This window comes from Pseudomonas sp. CFBP 13719 (genome assembly GCF_014842095.1).
Lineage (GTDB): Bacteria > Pseudomonadota > Gammaproteobacteria > Pseudomonadales > Pseudomonadaceae > Aquipseudomonas.
On sequence record NZ_JACYVB010000008.1, the window covers coordinates 225755 to 240597 of the forward strand.

The following is a 14843-nucleotide window of genomic DNA, read 5'->3' on the forward strand; positions in this document are numbered from 1 at the left end:
ACACTCCCTACGGCTTGGCCGATTTGCCGTCATAGCGTTTGCGCCATTCGGCCAGAATGTTGTCGCGCTCTTTCGAGGCCCAGGCGAAGTCATTCTTGATCAGGCGCTGCTCGTAGTCGGCAGGCAGCTCGGTGGGAGGCTTGGCCAGGCCTTCCTGGGCCAGCACCGCGAAGTTCTGCTTGTACAGTTCCATGCCGGCCGCGCTGGCGGAGAAATCAGCCAGGCGCTTGGCGGACTCGGGATGAGCGGTGCCCTTGATCACGGCAGTCGCTTCGATCTCCCAGCCAAGGCCTTCCTTAGGCAGGATGATGTCCAGTGGCGCACCCTGACGTTTGAGCTGTACCGCCGGGTATTCGAATGAAATGCCGATGGGAAACTCACCCGCTGCGGCCATCTTGCAGGGCTTCGAACCGGAGTGGACGTACTGCCCGATGTTCTGGTGCAGCGCGTCCATGTAGGTCCAGCCCTGTGCCTCGCCAAAGGTTTGCAGCCAGGCGCTGACGTCCAGAAAGCCCGTACCGGACGAGGCCGGGTTGGGCATCACGATCTTGCCGCGATAGACCGGGTTGGTCAGATCTTGCCAGCTCACTGGGCGCGGCAGGTTCTGCTTCTCGGCTTCGATGGTGTTGAAACAGATGGTGGCGGCCCAGACATCCATGCCAACCCAGGCCGGCGGATTGGCCGGGTCGCGGTACTTGGCGCCGATCTTGGGCAGATCCTTGGGGGCATAGGCTTCGAGCATCTCTTGCTGATCGAGTATTGCCAGGCTCGAGGCAGCCAGACCCCACACTGCGTCGGCTTGCGGGCGAGCTTTTTCGGCCAGCAGTTTGGCCGTGATGATGCCGGTCGAATCCCTCACCCATTTGATGTCGATATCCGGGTTGGCTTTCTCGAACGCTTTTTCATAGGTCTGCAGCTGCTCGGCTTCCAGTGCGGTGTACACGGTGAGCTCGGTAGCGGCACTGGCGTGAAGGCTGAAGCCTGCGAACACTGCAGTGAAGGCAAGGGGCTTGAACATGGTTTGATCCTGAGTGAAGTGGACAAGGCGGTATCGGTTGGCCGAACAGGTTCTATCAATGGCTGCCGGGCGTTTCGCCACGAGCCATGCGTGCGTTGATCCGATCGATGATCGCTGGCAGATCGGCGATGGTGTCGGCCAGGTAATCGGGGCGTACCGGGGCGAACAGGGCATCGATGCGCAGCCTCTGCCGATCGAGCTCGGAGGGTGTGAGCGCCTGGAAGGCCGAGTGGTCCAGGCCGAGAAAATTGCCGGAAAAGCGCAGCCCGACCGTCCACATCCCTGCGCTGCGGCCTTCGAGAATACCCGGCAAGGTGTCGTCGACCTTCACGCAGGCGGCGACGTCACCGATGCCCAGCGCGATGACATTGGCCAACGCCTGGGCGGGGCCGGGGCGGCCGGTGGGCAGGTCATCGGCGGCCACCACATGATCGGGCTGATAGCCGGCCACTGCGGCGAGTGCCACGACGTGGTCCATGACCTGTCGAGGGTATCCGGAGGTGGTGCCGATCTTGAGTCCGGCCTGACGCATGTGCTCGATGGCCGACAGCGCACCGGGGATGAGCGCGCTGTGTTTGCCTACATTGGCAATCTGCAGCGGCATGAAGCGTTCGTAGATGGCCGTTACGTCCGCGTCGCTCGGTTGCCTGGCAAAACGTTGCTCGAAGCGCGCCGCGATCTGCGGCTGGTCGCACAGGCTGCGAATGTGGTCCCACTTGCCCATGCCCATGGGGCCACGAGCTTCATCCAGGCTCAGTTCGATATCGAACGTGGCGAAGGCTTCCACAAAGATTCGGGTGGGTGCGAAAGAGCCGAAATCGACGACGGTGCCGGCCCAGTCGAGAATGGCCGCTTGCAGTCTGGCAGGGGCTTGATAGTGCATGGTGTTCTCCGAAAATCAGCAGGTAGGCGTGCTCTGGCGCCAGGCTTGTGAACGTCGCAGCAAGCCGCGCGAGACCCAGGCGAGCAGAAGGGAAACGGCAGCCGAAGTGAACAGGATCAGCGTCGACATGGCGGCGGCCCCGCCGACATTGCCTGCGTCGTCCATGTTCAGTACGGCCACCGCCGCGAGAATGCTGTCTGGCGAGTAGAGAAAGATGGCCGCGGAAACGGTGGTCATTGCCGAGACGAACAAGTAGCGAATGATGTCCAGCAGCGCGGGCAGGCAAATCGGCAGTGTGACGCGCAGGTAGTGCCGATACAGGGGAGCCTTGAGGGACCGTGCGGCCGCCTCGAATTCACTGTCCAGTTGGCGCAGAGCGGTCGTTGCCGTCATGTGCGCGGTCGTCAGGTAATGAGCGATGGTGCAGATCACCAGCAGCGCCATGCTTCCATAGAGGCTGTGCAACGGGTTGTCCGGCAGGTTGAAGAAGAAGACATAGCCCAGGCCCAGTACCAGGCCCGGCACGGCCATGGGGATGAAGGTGAGTATGCGCAGGGCCAGGTTGAAGGCGGGTTGCCCATGGGTTTTCTCCATCAGATAGGCACCGGTGAAGATCAGCGCGCTCCCCACCACCGCGCTGCAGCTCGCCAGTACCAGGCTGTTGCGATAGGCCAGCCATCCCCCGCCTGCGGTCTCACTGAACAGGTAGTGCTTGAGCGACAACGAAAGGTTGTAGGGCCAGAACTTCACCAGGGAAGAAAACACCGCCATGCCCAGCACCGCCAGCAGGCAGCCGCAGATAAGCACCACGATCAACAGGTAGCAGCCGTCCCGCCCTCGCGAGGGCTGGGGCGTGAGTACCTGCGCCCGGCCACTCATGGAGGAACGTTGGCGGCGGCGCAACCAGGCATCCATTGAAAAGCTGATCAGCGCCGGCACCAGTAGCACCATGCCGATCAGCGCCCCACGGCCGAACTGTTGCTGACCCACCACCGCCTTGTAGGCTTCGATGGCCAGGACCTGATAGTCCCCGCCGACGATCACGGGCACACCGAAATCAGTGATGGTCAGGGTGAACACCAGGCAGAACGCGGCGAACACTGCTTGCCGCGTCGCGGACCAGGTGATGCTGTGGAATGACCGCCAGGGACTGGCACCCATGCTCGAGGCCGCGTCGAACAGGCGTGCGTCGCTCATCGAGAGCGCTGAGACCAGGATCATCAGGGCGTGCGGAAACGTGTAGATCACCTCGCCGATGACGATGCCCCAGAACCCGTAGATGTTGTCGGTGAACAGGCCGCGCAGCAGCCCCTGGTTACCGAACAGGTAGATCAGCGCGATGGCGGGCAGCATCGAAGGCGCCAGCAGTGGCAGCAGGGATATCCCACGCCACAGGCCCTTGGCAGGAATCAGGGTGCGTTGCAGCGCGTAGGCGAACAGGTAGGCCAGGGGGACCACGATGAGTGCAACGCTGACCGAAACGCGCAGGCTGTTACCCAGCAACCAGTGAAAATTGTCGCTGCCCAGCAGTTCTCGGGCTGCGATCAGCCCACCGCCCTGCCCTGCATCGTCGCTGAACCCGCGCCAGAAGATCGCCAGCAATGGCGAGAGCAGCGCTATCACCAGGAGCAGCAAGAACAGCACTTTGCCACCGACGACGAATACCCGGTCGCCCAGGTCGGCGCGCTGAACCCGGCGTGCATGACCTTTGCCACTCAGTGACAGCTTGGCGGTAAGCATCTCAGGCAAACACCTGCAAGCTGTGTGGCGGCAATGCCACCTGAATATGCCGCGTGCCCGAAGGTGGCAGCTGACGCGCGCTGATTTCAGCGGTCAGCGATTGGCCCGGCAGTTCGTCGAATTCGAAGCTCATTCGGCACCGGTTGCCGAGAAAGGTCACGTCCTGCATCTGCGCCGCGAACAGGTTTTCCTCCGAGTGCCGAGGGTTCACGCAGATCGACTCGGGACGGCAGAACAGGCGCCCGACGCAGCGGGGCGCAACGGCATCGGCCAGGCGCAATTGCAGTGCGCCGACTTGCGCATGACCATTGCCATTGCCTTCGAAAGCCAGCCAGTTGCCCTGCCCCACGAAATTGGCCACAAACGGCGTCTCGGGGGTTTCATAGATCGATTGCGGGCTGGCGTACTGCTCGATGCGCCCCTGGTTCATCACCGCAATCCGATCAGCCATCAGCATGGCTTCTTCCTGATTATGCGTAACCATCAGGGTGGTAATGCCAAGCCGCTGCTGCAGCGTGCGCAGCTCGGTGCACAGGTGTTCGCGCACCTGGGCGTCGAGCGCAGACATCGGTTCGTCCAGCAACAGCAACGACGGCGCGGGGGCCAGCGCACGCGCCAGTGCGACGCGCTGCTGCTGGCCGCCGGAAAGCTGGCCCGGATACTTTTTCTCGCTGCCGGTCAGCCCTACCAGCTCGAGCATGGCAGCGACCCGCTGACGAACGATATCGCGCGCGCTGCCGGCGAGGCCGTAGCCGATGTTTTGCTCGACGGTGAGATTGGGGAACAACGCGTACGACTGAAACACGATGCCATAGTCCCTGGCCTGAGGCGGCAGGTTGGAGACATCCCTGGAGCCCATGTAGATGGCCCCGCGATTCTGCTGTTCCAGCCCTGCGATGCATCGCAACAACGTGGTCTTGCCGCACCCCGACGGGCCGAGCAGACATACCAGTTCGCCCGGCGAGATCTGCAGGGATACGTCGTCCAGCGCCTTGAACGCGCCGAAGTTCTTGCGCAGGCCGGCAATCCGTATCGGCACGCCTGGACAGGCTTCATCAGTGGGGCTGGAACGGAGCATGGCGGCACCTCATCAAGTGGAGCACGAGCCGTCTGTGAAGCGCGGCGCGTGTCGATGAGGCAATGCTAGGGCGTTATTGCGACGACGATGTGGCAGATAGCCAAAAGCTGGCGATAGTCATATTGGTGAATTTGCCCAGTCTTCAGAACGGCTACGTCTGACGCGCGACGCTGTCGCGAGCGACGTCGAGAAAAGCCGCTGGCAAACGGGCCTGCCTGCGGTCCTTGAGGCAATACAGGTACTCGGCGATCTGCGGCGCGCCTTCTATCGCAATGATCCGCAGATCCGGGTTGACGGGCACTTCCTGGCGAGCGATCAGGCTCACGCCGATATTGCGCAGAACGGCTTCGCGGATGGATTCCCGGCTGCCGATTTCCAGCTCGATGCCTGGGCGAACCTGATGGCTGTTCAGGAATTGCTCGGTCAGGGTTCTGGTGGTCGAGCCATGTTCGCGCATCAACAGGCATTGCCCCGCCAGCGCGCTGGGCGGTACACACTCATGCACGGCCAGCGGGTGCTGCTTGTGGACGGCCAGTACCAAAGGATCGGTGCCCAGCACGAGGTGCATCAGGCGAGGGTCGTCGAGCCATTGCGAGGAGGCCGCCAGGTCGACCCGGTAGTCTTCGAGCGCCTCTAGTACGTCCTGGGAGTTGCCGATCTGCACCGACACATCGATGTGTGGCAGCCGCTCGCGGAATGACTTGATGAGATCGAGGATATAGTAAGGCGCCGTCGCTCCGATCCTCAGTGCGCCAAGGGCCTGGCCGCAGTTTCGCAAATGAAACTCGATATCTGCCTCGTGCTGCAACAGCGCCTTGACCTTCGGCAACAGTCGAGCGCCCTCGTCGCTGACGGTCAAACGACGCCCTCCCCGATAGAACAATTCCACTGCGTAACGGCTCTCCAATTGCCGAATCTGCGTGGTGACCGTCGGCTGGCTCAAGCCAAGCTTCTTGGCGGCCTGGGTGACGCTGCCTAGAAGCGCGACGGTGTAGAAAGCCTTGAGTTCTGCACTGAGCATGAGTGGCCGGGTTCCTTGCAATGCAGCGAGATTGGGTTGTCCGCAGGGTGACATGGCCCCGGGTTCTGTTGATGGCCAGGTCCGGACTTCGAGGTTACACCGCAGCGGCGGCTCGACCCTGCAGCCATCGCTCAGCGCCCATGGCCCAGATTCGCCTCGTTCATGTCCAGTTCGGCCAGCACTTCGCGCACGGCGTCGTCGCCGATCTTGCGTTGTCGGCGCATTTCATACAACGCCAGGCGCTGCGCACGCAGGGCCTTGATGCGCAGGTGGCGTTCCAGTTGGTCCATCTGCCGGGCCAGCGCCTGGGCTTCGGCGGAGTCTTCGAACACCGCCAGCTGCTGCCGGTATTCGGACATGATGCGCGCCTTGAGCTCGGTTGCCAGTGCGGCCTGGCTGGCGTCCTGCTCGGTGGCCTTCTGCGCCTGGTCTTCCTCTTCCAGCGAACGGATGGCCGATTCGGCGGTGTAGCGCCAGGCATCACGCACTTCCTGGCGAGCACTCTGGTCATCGCTGGCGGCGACCCCGCGCAGCAGCAGCGGCAAAGTGATGCAGGCCACTACCAGCGAGAGCAGGATGACACCGGCGGCGATGAAGATCAGCAGGTCGCGCTGGGGAAAGGCCTGGCCGGGCGCCATCAGCAAGGGCACCGACATGACACCGGCCAAGGTCACCGCGCCACGCACGCCGCCCAGGGTCAGCAAGGCGCAGGAGCGTGCGTCGGGCAGGCGGGTGATTGTGGTCTTGCCGCGCAGGCGGCGTACCCACGATATCGCACGCCAGGTGCTCTGGACCCAGACGAAGCGCAGCAACAGCAGGATGCCGAAGATTGCCAGCACTTCCAGGCAGCGCCACGACAAGGCTGGCCACAGCGTGGGTTCGTGGCTGATCACCGCCTTGACGATGTCCGGCAACTGCAGACCCAGCAGCAGGAAGATCAAACCGTTGAAGGCGAACTCCAGCAGAGCCCAGACGCTGCGGTTGAGGATGCGCGTGCGCGTCTGCCGAGGCAGCAGATCGAGCCAGCTCTGCATCATGCCGGCGGCCACTGCACTGAGGATCCCCGAAGCTCCCAGGCGCTCGGCCAGCACATAGGCGGCGAACGGCAGCAGCAGCATGAACACCACGTGCGTGGCTGGATCGTCCCAGCCACGGGCGATCATCCACACGCGCAGGCGCCCTACCACCCAGCTCAGCAGCACGCCCAATGCCAGGCCACCGACCGCGACCAGAACGAACGTGACGCTGGCATCGGCCAGGGAGAACACCCCGGTGATCGCCGCGGCCAGGGCAAACTTGAACGTCACCAGGCCCGATGCATCGTTCATCAATGCCTCGCCTTGCAGGATACGCATCAGAGGCGTTGGCAAACGGTCCTGGGCGATCGCCGACACTGCTACCGCATCGGTAGGTGACAGCACGGCGGCCAAAGCAAACGCCACCGGCAGGGGAATGTCGGGCAGCAGCCAATGGATGAAGTACCCGGCGCCCAGCACCGTGAACAGCACCAGCCCCACGGCCAGCATCAGCACGGGGCCGCGGTAATGCCACAGGTCACGCTTGGGGATGCGCCAACCATCGGAGAACAGCAGGGGCGGCAGGAACAGAAACAGGAACAGTTCAGGCTCCAGTGCCACGTGCAGGCCCAGGGTCGGCCAGGCGAGGATGGCGCCGGCGGCAATCTGCAGCAGGGGCAATGGCAGGGGAATGACGCGGGCGACCAACCGCGAAACGCCGACCAGCATGAGCAGGATCAGCACGGTGTAGGCGGTTTGCATGGGGCAGGATTTCCTTTGAATCGACAGACAGTGGCCATGGTACCGGCTTACGCAGGGTCGGCGCATGACATGACACAATGCGACTCGTCGGTAGAGCGGGTCGGCAACGTCAGTCGAGTGGCCCGGCGCTGATAACCCTGGATCATCCTAAGCCCGGTGAAAATGTAGATTCTTGCGCCATGGGCTTGCCCGTAGACTGGATACACCCGTCAGGATCAAGCAGCCATGTTGCCAGACACCGCACACTCATCGACGGCAACGTTTCCCGATCCGCACGCCCCGGTGCTGCAATGGGCGAATCACGAGGTCTGCGTGATTGGCTTTCTGCTGCTCGACGGCTTCTCCCTGCCCTGCTTCACTCAGGCGCTGGCGGTTCTCTCGACCGCCAACATGATCAGGCCGGGCGCGGTGAAAACGCGGACGTTCTCGGGCAACGGCACCGAGGTGGTCAGCGACCTGGGCATACCGATCCGACCGGACACCCCCCTTACCGACGTGCGAATGGCGGAACTGGATGTGTTGATCGTGTGTGGCGGTCTGCGCACCACGCGAATCGCTCCACCTTGGCTGACGGTGTTGTTGAAGAAGCTGGCGAGGACGCCGGTGGCGCTCGGCGGGCTCTGGAACGGCGCCTGGTACCTGGGGAAAGCCGGTCTGCTGGATGGGTATCGCTGTGCCATTCACCCGGAGCAACGCACTGCGCTGTCCGAACGCTCGCCCTACGCCAGCGTGACTACCGAGGTGGCCGTCATCGACCGTGACAGGCTCACGGCCGCCACGCCCACTGGCGCCTATCACGTCATGGTGAACTGGCTCAAGAAACAGTGCGGGCAGGCACTGGCCGAGGCGATCGCCGACCTGCTCAACTACGACCAGCCCCGCTCACGCACGGTCGATCTGGGTCGGCAGCAGCATCTGAGCGGGCCGTTGCGCGAGATCATCCAGTTGATGCAGACGAACCTGGAAGAATCGTTGGATCCGGAACAACTGGCCGCCTGTGTCCACCTGTCCAGACGACAGGTGCAGCGCCTGTTCCGCGAGCAACTGTCCACCACACCGCAGCGCTACTACTTGCGCCTGCGCATCACCGAAGCACGCCGGCTCATTCAGAACTCGAGCATGCCGATCACCGAAGTGGCGATCGCATGCGGTTTCGTTTCCGGCCCTCACTTCAGCAAGTGCTATCGAAGCTTCTTTGGCTACCCGCCTTCCAGGGAACAGCGCTATGAAGTGTGACGCCGTCCGTATCCTGACCGGGTACGGGCTACCCCCGACCCTGGGATAGGGCCGAGGGGGCGTTCACTGGCAGGGTTACGACGCGTCGATCCAGATGGTCTTGATCTCGGTGTATTGATCATGGGCCCAGATCGATTTGTCCCGACCGCCGAAACCGGATTCCTTGTACCCACCGAATGGCGTCGAGGCATCACCCTCGCCGAAGCAGTTCACGGTGACGATGCCGGCGCGGATGCCTCGGGAGAGTTTCAGCGCATTGCGCAGATTACCGGTGTAGGCCGACGCGGCCAGGCCGTAGGCGGTGTCGTTGGCCAAGTCGATCGCCTGCTCGACGGTATCGAAGGTGGTCACGGTCAATACCGGGCCGAAGATTTCTTCCTGAAAGAGACGACTGTGGCGCTCGACGCCATCGATGATCGTCGGCTCGACGAACATGGGTTTGCCTTCACCTCCGCCGACCAGAAACTCGAGCTTCTCGTCAGAGGCCTGGTCGATGTAGGAGCGTACCTTCTCGAAGTGAGCCTTGCTGATCATCGACCCCAACCGGTTCTCTGGGTCGAGTGGGTCGCCCATCTGCCAGTCGCGCAAGTGCACGACCACACGCTTGATGAGCGCGTCCTTGATGTCCTTGTGCACGATCAGCCGCGAAGACGCCGAGCAGTTTTCACCCATGTTCCAGAAGGCGCCGTTGACCACGTGCTGGGCGACCTGATCCACGTCTTCCACATCGTCCATCACCACCGCTGGATTCTTGCCGCCGCATTCGAGCACGACCCGCTTCAGGTTGGATTCGCTGGAGTACTTGAGGAAGCGACGACCCGTATCCGTCGAACCGGTAAAGCTGATCATGGCCACGTCCGGGTGGCGGCCAATCGGTTCGCCTGCCTCCTGGCCACTGCCCGGAACGACGTTGAAGACGCCAGCAGGAATGCCGGCCTGATACGCAAGCTCAGCCACTCGCAGCGCACTCAGCGTGGTTTCCTCGGCCGGCTTGACCACCACCGAGCAGCCTGCAGCCAGCGCAGGACCGATTTTCCATGCCAGCATGAGCAGCGGGAAATTCCACGGCAGGACCAGGCCGACGACACCTATGGGCTCGCGCACGACCATGGTCACGGCACCGGAACCGACGGGCGCGGTGGCGTCATAGATCTTGTCGGCCAACTCGGCGTGCCAGCGAATGGTGTTGATGGTTTCGGGAATGTCGATGCCTTGGCATTCGCGCACAGGCTTGCCGCTGTCCAGGCTTTCCAGAACGGCCAATTCGTGGGCGTTGTCTTCCAGCAACTGGGCGAATCCGAGCAGTACGGCCTTACGCGCGGCAGGCGAAAGCGTGCTCCAGCGGCCATCTTCGAAGGCGGCCTTGGCGTTGGCTACTGCGAGGTCGACATCCTGGCTATCGCAGGCGGCCACATCGGCAAGATGCGCACCGGTAGCCGGATTGCTGGTGGCGAATGTCCTGCCCGATCGCGCGGGGTGGAATGTGCCATCCACGAACGCCTGGGTACGGTACTCAAGCCGACCGGCCAGTTCCAGATAGCCTTCTTTGCTCAGCAACTCGGCCATTTCATGCCTCCCCTGTGATGAGGGCAACGTTCTGTTTGAGGGTGCTCACCACGGCTGCAAGCTCGGCCTTTTCGGCTTCGTCCAGGCCCTTGAGGGGCGCGCGCACACCGCCTGCGCGAAGGCCACTGAGCTCGCTGCCGTACTTGATGGACTGGACGAACTTGCCGGTTTCCAGAAAATCCATCAGCGGCAACATCGCGGCCATGATGCGCCGTCCCTTGTCGAAGTCCTTGTCGATCACACAGGCTTCATAGAGCGCAACGTGTTCGCGAGGAATGAAGTTGGAACCGGCGCAGACCCAGCTGCGCGCGCCCCAGGCGAAGAACTCGAGCGCCTGGTCGTCCCAGCCGCAGGAAATCTGGATGGCCGGGTGAGCGGTAGCCAGCCGGTGCAACCGCGCCATTTCACCGGAGCTCTCCTTGATCGCGACGATGTTCGGGCAGTGCGCCACGGCCTCGAAGAACTCGTTGCCCATGGCGACACCCATCCGTGCGGGATAGTTGTAGAGCATGATGGGCAGCCCGGCGGCCTGGTCGACGGCCAGCACATGGGCGGCGATTTCATGCTGGGTCGGCAGTGCATAGGGCGGCGACCCTACCAAGATGGCATCGGCCTTGATGTGCCGAGCCTGTTCGGCGAACTGCACCGAGTCTTCGGTGCGGATGGCACCAGTACCGATCACCAGGGGCAAGCGCGCGCCGATGACTTCCCTGGCCTTTTTGGCCAACTCGATGCGCTCTTGCGGCGAATGCGCATAGTACTCGCCGGTAGAGCCGCCGATGATCACGCCATGCACTTTCGAATCGATCAGGTATTCGAGCACTTCGGCAAACGCGACAGGGTCGATACTGCCGTCCGCCTTCAATGGCGTGATGGCGGGCGTGAAGATGCCGTCAAAGTTCATGGTGTAGCCTCCAGTAGTTGAATGTCTGAATCTCGATCACTTCGAAACACGTCAGCTCTCGCGTCCGGCGCGGTACTGTCCCCACTTCAAATTCATGTTCACCCCCGCTGACAGAAACGGTTGCGGCGGGTTGTTGTTGGGCCGCGGCGCGTTGAGCAGGTAGTCGATCAGAGGGTCGTGTTCGCCGGCCAGCCAGTCGGCGAGAAGCTTCCCAGTGATGGTGCCCCGCGTGACGCCCAGGCCATTGCAACCCAGCGCACCGTAGACGTTGGGGGCCAGCTCACCGAAGAAGCCGTTGTGGTTGCGCGACATCGCCAGGGCGCCGCCCCAGGTGTATTCGAAGCCCACGTGCGGCAACATGGGAAAGCGCACATCGAATGACGCCTTGTGGCGACGCACGAAGCGGTCGTTGAATTTCTGATTGCTGCGTCCGTCGGGATTGAAGCTGAAGCTGTTGCGAATGAGCAGCCGGTTGTCCGGGGTACGCCTGACCGTGGTGCCGAAAGGATCCGCCGGAATGGCGCCCCAGAACGGCTTGCCACCCAGTGCCGCTTGTTCTTCCTCGGTCAACTGACGGGTGATGCTGCCGTAGGTGTAGATCGGCAACATTCGCCCCTGGAGAAAACCGAAACGCATGCCGAACGAGTTGTTGGCCAACACCAGCTTGTCGGCGGTGATGCTGCCATGGGCATGCCTGAGGACCGTCTTGGCGCCGTACTCGACATCGGTGATCGGTGTGCGCTCGTAGAGCGTGACATTCGCAGGCAGGCTGTCAGCCAGGCCTTTGACCAAGGCGGAAGGTTGGATCAGCACAGCGCCTGGGGTGTACAGGGCCTTTCTGTAGAAGCGCGTCCCGAGGTGATCGGGCAGTTCATCGGCGCCGATCATCTGGTAGGGCTGGTCGAGCTTGTCCAATCCCCGGCGATACGCTTCAAGCACGGCGATGCCGCGCTCCTCGACTGCCGCCTGATACTTGCCGCAGGCCTTGAGCTGGCAATCGATCGCGTGCTGGCTGACCAACTCCTTCAACGACAGTTGCCCGGCCAGGTTCAACCTGAGGCTGATCTTGGCCAGTTCGATATCGCCGATGTAATCTTCAGCGGCAATATCGTGGGGCAGGTCGATGGCGAAACCGGCATTCCTGCCCGAGGGGCCGAGCCCTACTTCCTGGGCTTCCACCAACACGATCTCTTCGTCGGGAAAGCGCAGCGCCAGCTGCCGAGCTGCCGCAAGACCCGTGAATCCTGCGCCCACCACGACCCAACGCGCGGTCCTGTGCCCCGAATGAGTGGGCATCGGCGTGCGTGGATAGCTCAGATGAAACCAACCACAGGTCTTGTCGTCCGCAGGCAGCGAGGTAACTTTCATGATCGTGACCATCGATAGTTGAGTTTGCCTGCCGTCAGCATGAGTTCACGGACAGGTAACAGCGCCAATGAGAAGTACGCGCGCAGCCGGACGCAGTCCGCTGATACGTACGTATCGGCAAGGCAGTGCGGTGACAGGGTGTAGCGGCCCTGACGGCAGTCGTCGTCAGGCGGCGCCAGGTGCGAGCAGGCACAGGGTCCGGCGCGGCAGCCGGCCCCTGTGTCATGCATCTATTTCTTCGCCGCAGCGCGAGCGTCCGCCAGCCAGCCGTCGTATTCGGCCTGGTGCGCCTTGATCCATTCGGCGGCATGCCGCTTGATATCGGCCAAGGACTTTTCACCTTTCTGCATGCGCAAGTTCTGCGCACTTTCATCGGCCGTGGTAATACGCACTTCGGACAGGAACTTGGTGGCCACCGGATTCTCTTCCGAGAATTCCTTGTTCATCACCGCGTAGACGGTGTCTACCGGGAAGCCCAGGTTCTTGCCATTGTAGAAAGTGTCCCTGGATTCCTTGCCATCGGGCAGCGATGTAAAGGGCACCGGCAGCCAGACCACGTCGCGGCCCTCCACCAGCACGCCGGCGATCCACTGCGGCACCCAGGTGAAGAACAGAATGGGCTTGCCTTGTTCGAAGCGCGCGATGGTGTCGGCCATGAGGGCGAAGTACGAGCCGCGGTTGTCAACCACCGTAGGCTCCAGGCCATAGGCTTTCATATGGTACTCGACCATGACTTCGCACCCCCACCCCGGGTTGCATCCGGTCAGGTCGGCCTTGCCATCGCCATTGCTGTCGAACAGCTTGGCGATTTCCGGCTTCTTCAGATCCGACAGGTCCTTGATGTTGTAGGCGTCTGCAGTTTTCTTGTCGATCATGTACCCCTGCAGCACCCCCTTCATCACTTCGCCGACCTTGACCATCGACTCATCGCCGCCAGCCTTGTTGTAGAAGCCTTCATGCAGGGCGCCCCACTCATGCACGGTGAAGTCCGCGTCACCGTACGACAGTGCCAGGAACATCGCCGGGTAATCGACCTCCTTGGGTGGCTTGACGTTGTAGCCCAGGTCTTTGAGGCCGGCTATGGCCACCTCCCCCCTGAAACGTTCTTCAGCGATGGATGGAAAGATGGGGGTGATCGACTTGCCGTCCCCAGGCTTGTTGGCATCGGCGGCGAACGCACCGAAGCTCAGAACGGTGCCAAGGACTGCCGCGGTGAGGCTGGCGAGCGCGGATTTCTGGAGGATTGCAGGGTTCATGAGTCACCACGTTCAAAGGTTATATAGGGTGAGCAGGCACGTTAATGAGTGATCGCAGTTTCGACTGGCTTCTTCTTTTTCAACTTCATCAGCAGGCCGACAGGGCCGGTTTCGTACCAGCGTTGGCCGGTTGCCAGATCCTTGCTGCGCTCGCCCATGGCCTGGGTGAGTCGATCGAGGAACACGGCAAGCAGTACCAGCCCGGCGCCGCCGACACTGGCCAGGCCCATGTCCAGCCTGCCGATACCGCTGAGTACCATCAGGCCCAGGCCACCCACGGAAATCATGGACGCCACCACCACCATCGAAAGCGACAGCATGAGCGTTTGATTGAGGCCGGCCATCATGGTCGGCGCGGCCAGCGGCAGTTGGACCTTCAAGAGCATTTGCGTCGCCGTGCAGCCGAACGCCCTGGCGGCCTCGACCTTGTCTTCGGGCACTTGGCGGATGCCCAGATTGGTCAGACGTACCAATGGCGCCACCGAGAAGATGATGGTGACGATCACTCCGGGCACGTTGCCGATGCCGAACAGCATGACCACCGGCACCAGGTAGACGAATGCCGGCAGCGTCTGCATGGCGTCCAGTACCGGACGAATGATCATCTCGAGCCGATCGCTGCGCGCGCTCAATATCCCCAGTGGAATGCCGATGACGGCACAGAAGACCAGCGATGTGAGCACCAGCGCGAGGGTGACCATGGCGTCCTCCCACACACCGATCAGCCCCAGTGCGGTGAGGGTGGCCAGGGTGAACAGGGCAATTCGCTTGCCGCCGATCTGCCAGCTGATCAGCGCGGCGATGATGATGAACACGGTAGGCGGCGCTGACAGCAAGCCTGCCTGGATGCCATCGAGTACCTGATCCACCGGCCAGCGAATCGAACGGAATACATCACGGAAGTTATGAACGAGATACTTGAGAACACCCTCGACCCATGTCCCGAGCGGTACGTTTATGGTTTTGAAAGGATCCAGAAGATTAAAGTCGGACAT

At 62.3% G+C, this 14843-nt stretch carries 12 protein-coding genes; 1 reads left to right on the top strand and 11 read right to left on the bottom strand.

Annotation, left to right across the window (positions count from 1 at the left end):
- Positions 1 to 7: 7 nt before the first annotated feature.
- From IFT57_RS22325 to IFT57_RS22350, 6 genes are all read right to left on the bottom strand, one after another.
- On the bottom strand, positions 8 to 1018 hold the full coding sequence (locus tag IFT57_RS22325) for a putative 2-aminoethylphosphonate ABC transporter substrate-binding protein (protein WP_192152691.1): 1011 nt from the start codon (positions 1016 to 1018) through the stop codon (positions 8 to 10).
- A 55-nt stretch (positions 1019 to 1073) separates the two neighbouring features.
- Positions 1074 to 1901: a phosphonoacetaldehyde hydrolase gene (gene phnX, locus IFT57_RS22330; protein WP_192152692.1), complete on the bottom strand. Its 828-nt coding sequence runs from the start codon at positions 1899 to 1901 to the stop codon at positions 1074 to 1076.
- Between the two features lie 15 nt (positions 1902 to 1916).
- On the bottom strand, positions 1917 to 3641 hold the full coding sequence (locus IFT57_RS22335) for a putative 2-aminoethylphosphonate ABC transporter permease subunit (RefSeq protein WP_192152693.1): 1725 nt from the start codon (positions 3639 to 3641) through the stop codon (positions 1917 to 1919).
- Between the two features lies 1 nt (position 3642).
- On the bottom strand, positions 3643 to 4719 hold the full coding sequence (locus tag IFT57_RS22340) for a putative 2-aminoethylphosphonate ABC transporter ATP-binding protein (protein ID WP_192152694.1): 1077 nt from the start codon (positions 4717 to 4719) through the stop codon (positions 3643 to 3645).
- A 151-nt stretch (positions 4720 to 4870) separates the two neighbouring features.
- A complete protein-coding gene (locus tag IFT57_RS22345) occupies positions 4871 to 5740 on the bottom strand; it encodes a LysR family transcriptional regulator (RefSeq protein ID WP_192152695.1) in 870 nt (289 codons plus the stop codon).
- A 131-nt stretch (positions 5741 to 5871) separates the two neighbouring features.
- The gene (locus tag IFT57_RS22350) at positions 5872 to 7518 is read right to left on the bottom strand and encodes a Na+/H+ antiporter (protein ID WP_192152696.1); all 1647 of its coding nucleotides are present in this window, start codon (positions 7516 to 7518) and stop codon (positions 5872 to 5874) included.
- A 225-nt stretch (positions 7519 to 7743) separates the two neighbouring features.
- Here IFT57_RS22350 and IFT57_RS22355 point away from each other — a divergent pair, with 225 nt between their 5' ends.
- Positions 7744 to 8754 carry a GlxA family transcriptional regulator gene (locus IFT57_RS22355; protein ID WP_192152697.1) on the top strand — a complete coding sequence of 337 codons (1011 nt, stop codon included), beginning with the start codon at positions 7744 to 7746 and terminating at the stop codon, positions 8752 to 8754.
- Between the two features lie 75 nt (positions 8755 to 8829).
- Here IFT57_RS22355 and IFT57_RS22360 read toward each other — a convergent pair whose 3' ends face one another.
- The 5 genes from IFT57_RS22360 to proW form a co-directional block, all read right to left on the bottom strand.
- Positions 8830 to 10320, bottom strand: coding sequence for an aldehyde dehydrogenase (locus tag IFT57_RS22360; RefSeq protein ID WP_192152698.1), 1491 nt, complete (start codon positions 10318 to 10320; stop codon positions 8830 to 8832).
- Between the two features lies 1 nt (position 10321).
- Positions 10322 to 11224: a dihydrodipicolinate synthase family protein gene (locus IFT57_RS22365; protein ID WP_192152699.1), complete on the bottom strand. Its 903-nt coding sequence runs from the start codon at positions 11222 to 11224 to the stop codon at positions 10322 to 10324.
- 51 nt (positions 11225 to 11275) lie between these two features.
- Positions 11276 to 12595: an FAD-dependent oxidoreductase gene (locus tag IFT57_RS22370; protein WP_122714125.1), complete on the bottom strand. Its 1320-nt coding sequence runs from the start codon at positions 12593 to 12595 to the stop codon at positions 11276 to 11278.
- Positions 12596 to 12822: 227 nt separating this feature from the next.
- A complete protein-coding gene (gene proX / locus IFT57_RS22375) occupies positions 12823 to 13848 on the bottom strand; it encodes a glycine betaine/L-proline ABC transporter substrate-binding protein ProX (RefSeq protein ID WP_192152700.1) in 1026 nt (341 codons plus the stop codon).
- A gap of 41 nt (positions 13849 to 13889) precedes the next feature.
- Positions 13890 to 14843: a glycine betaine/L-proline ABC transporter permease ProW gene (gene proW / locus IFT57_RS22380; RefSeq protein ID WP_122476616.1), complete on the bottom strand. Its 954-nt coding sequence runs from the start codon at positions 14841 to 14843 to the stop codon at positions 13890 to 13892.

What these genes read in the sequence shown, in the direction of transcription:
- IFT57_RS22325 (WP_192152691.1), bottom strand. Translation starts at nt 1,018, where the DNA reads ATGTTCAAGCCCCTTGCCTTCACTGCAGTGTTCGCAGGCTTCAGCCTT.
- phnX (WP_192152692.1), bottom strand. Translation starts at nt 1,901, where the DNA reads ATGCACTATCAAGCCCCTGCCAGACTGCAAGCGGCCATTCTCGACTGG.
- IFT57_RS22360 (WP_192152698.1), bottom strand. Translation starts at nt 10,320, where the DNA reads ATGGCCGAGTTGCTGAGCAAAGAAGGCTATCTGGAACTGGCCGGTCGG.
- proW (WP_122476616.1), bottom strand. Translation starts at nt 14,843, where the DNA reads ATGTCCGACTTTAATCTTCTGGATCCTTTCAAAACCATAAACGTACCG.
- IFT57_RS22345 (WP_192152695.1), bottom strand. Translation starts at nt 5,740, where the DNA reads ATGCTCAGTGCAGAACTCAAGGCTTTCTACACCGTCGCGCTTCTAGGC.
- IFT57_RS22355 (WP_192152697.1), top strand. Translation starts at nt 7,744, where the DNA reads ATGTTGCCAGACACCGCACACTCATCGACGGCAACGTTTCCCGATCCG.
- proX (WP_192152700.1), bottom strand. Translation starts at nt 13,848, where the DNA reads ATGAACCCTGCAATCCTCCAGAAATCCGCGCTCGCCAGCCTCACCGCG.
- IFT57_RS22365 (WP_192152699.1), bottom strand. Translation starts at nt 11,224, where the DNA reads ATGAACTTTGACGGCATCTTCACGCCCGCCATCACGCCATTGAAGGCG.
- IFT57_RS22350 (WP_192152696.1), bottom strand. Translation starts at nt 7,518, where the DNA reads ATGCAAACCGCCTACACCGTGCTGATCCTGCTCATGCTGGTCGGCGTT.
- IFT57_RS22340 (WP_192152694.1), bottom strand. Translation starts at nt 4,719, where the DNA reads ATGCTCCGTTCCAGCCCCACTGATGAAGCCTGTCCAGGCGTGCCGATA.
- IFT57_RS22335 (WP_192152693.1), bottom strand. Translation starts at nt 3,641, where the DNA reads ATGCTTACCGCCAAGCTGTCACTGAGTGGCAAAGGTCATGCACGCCGG.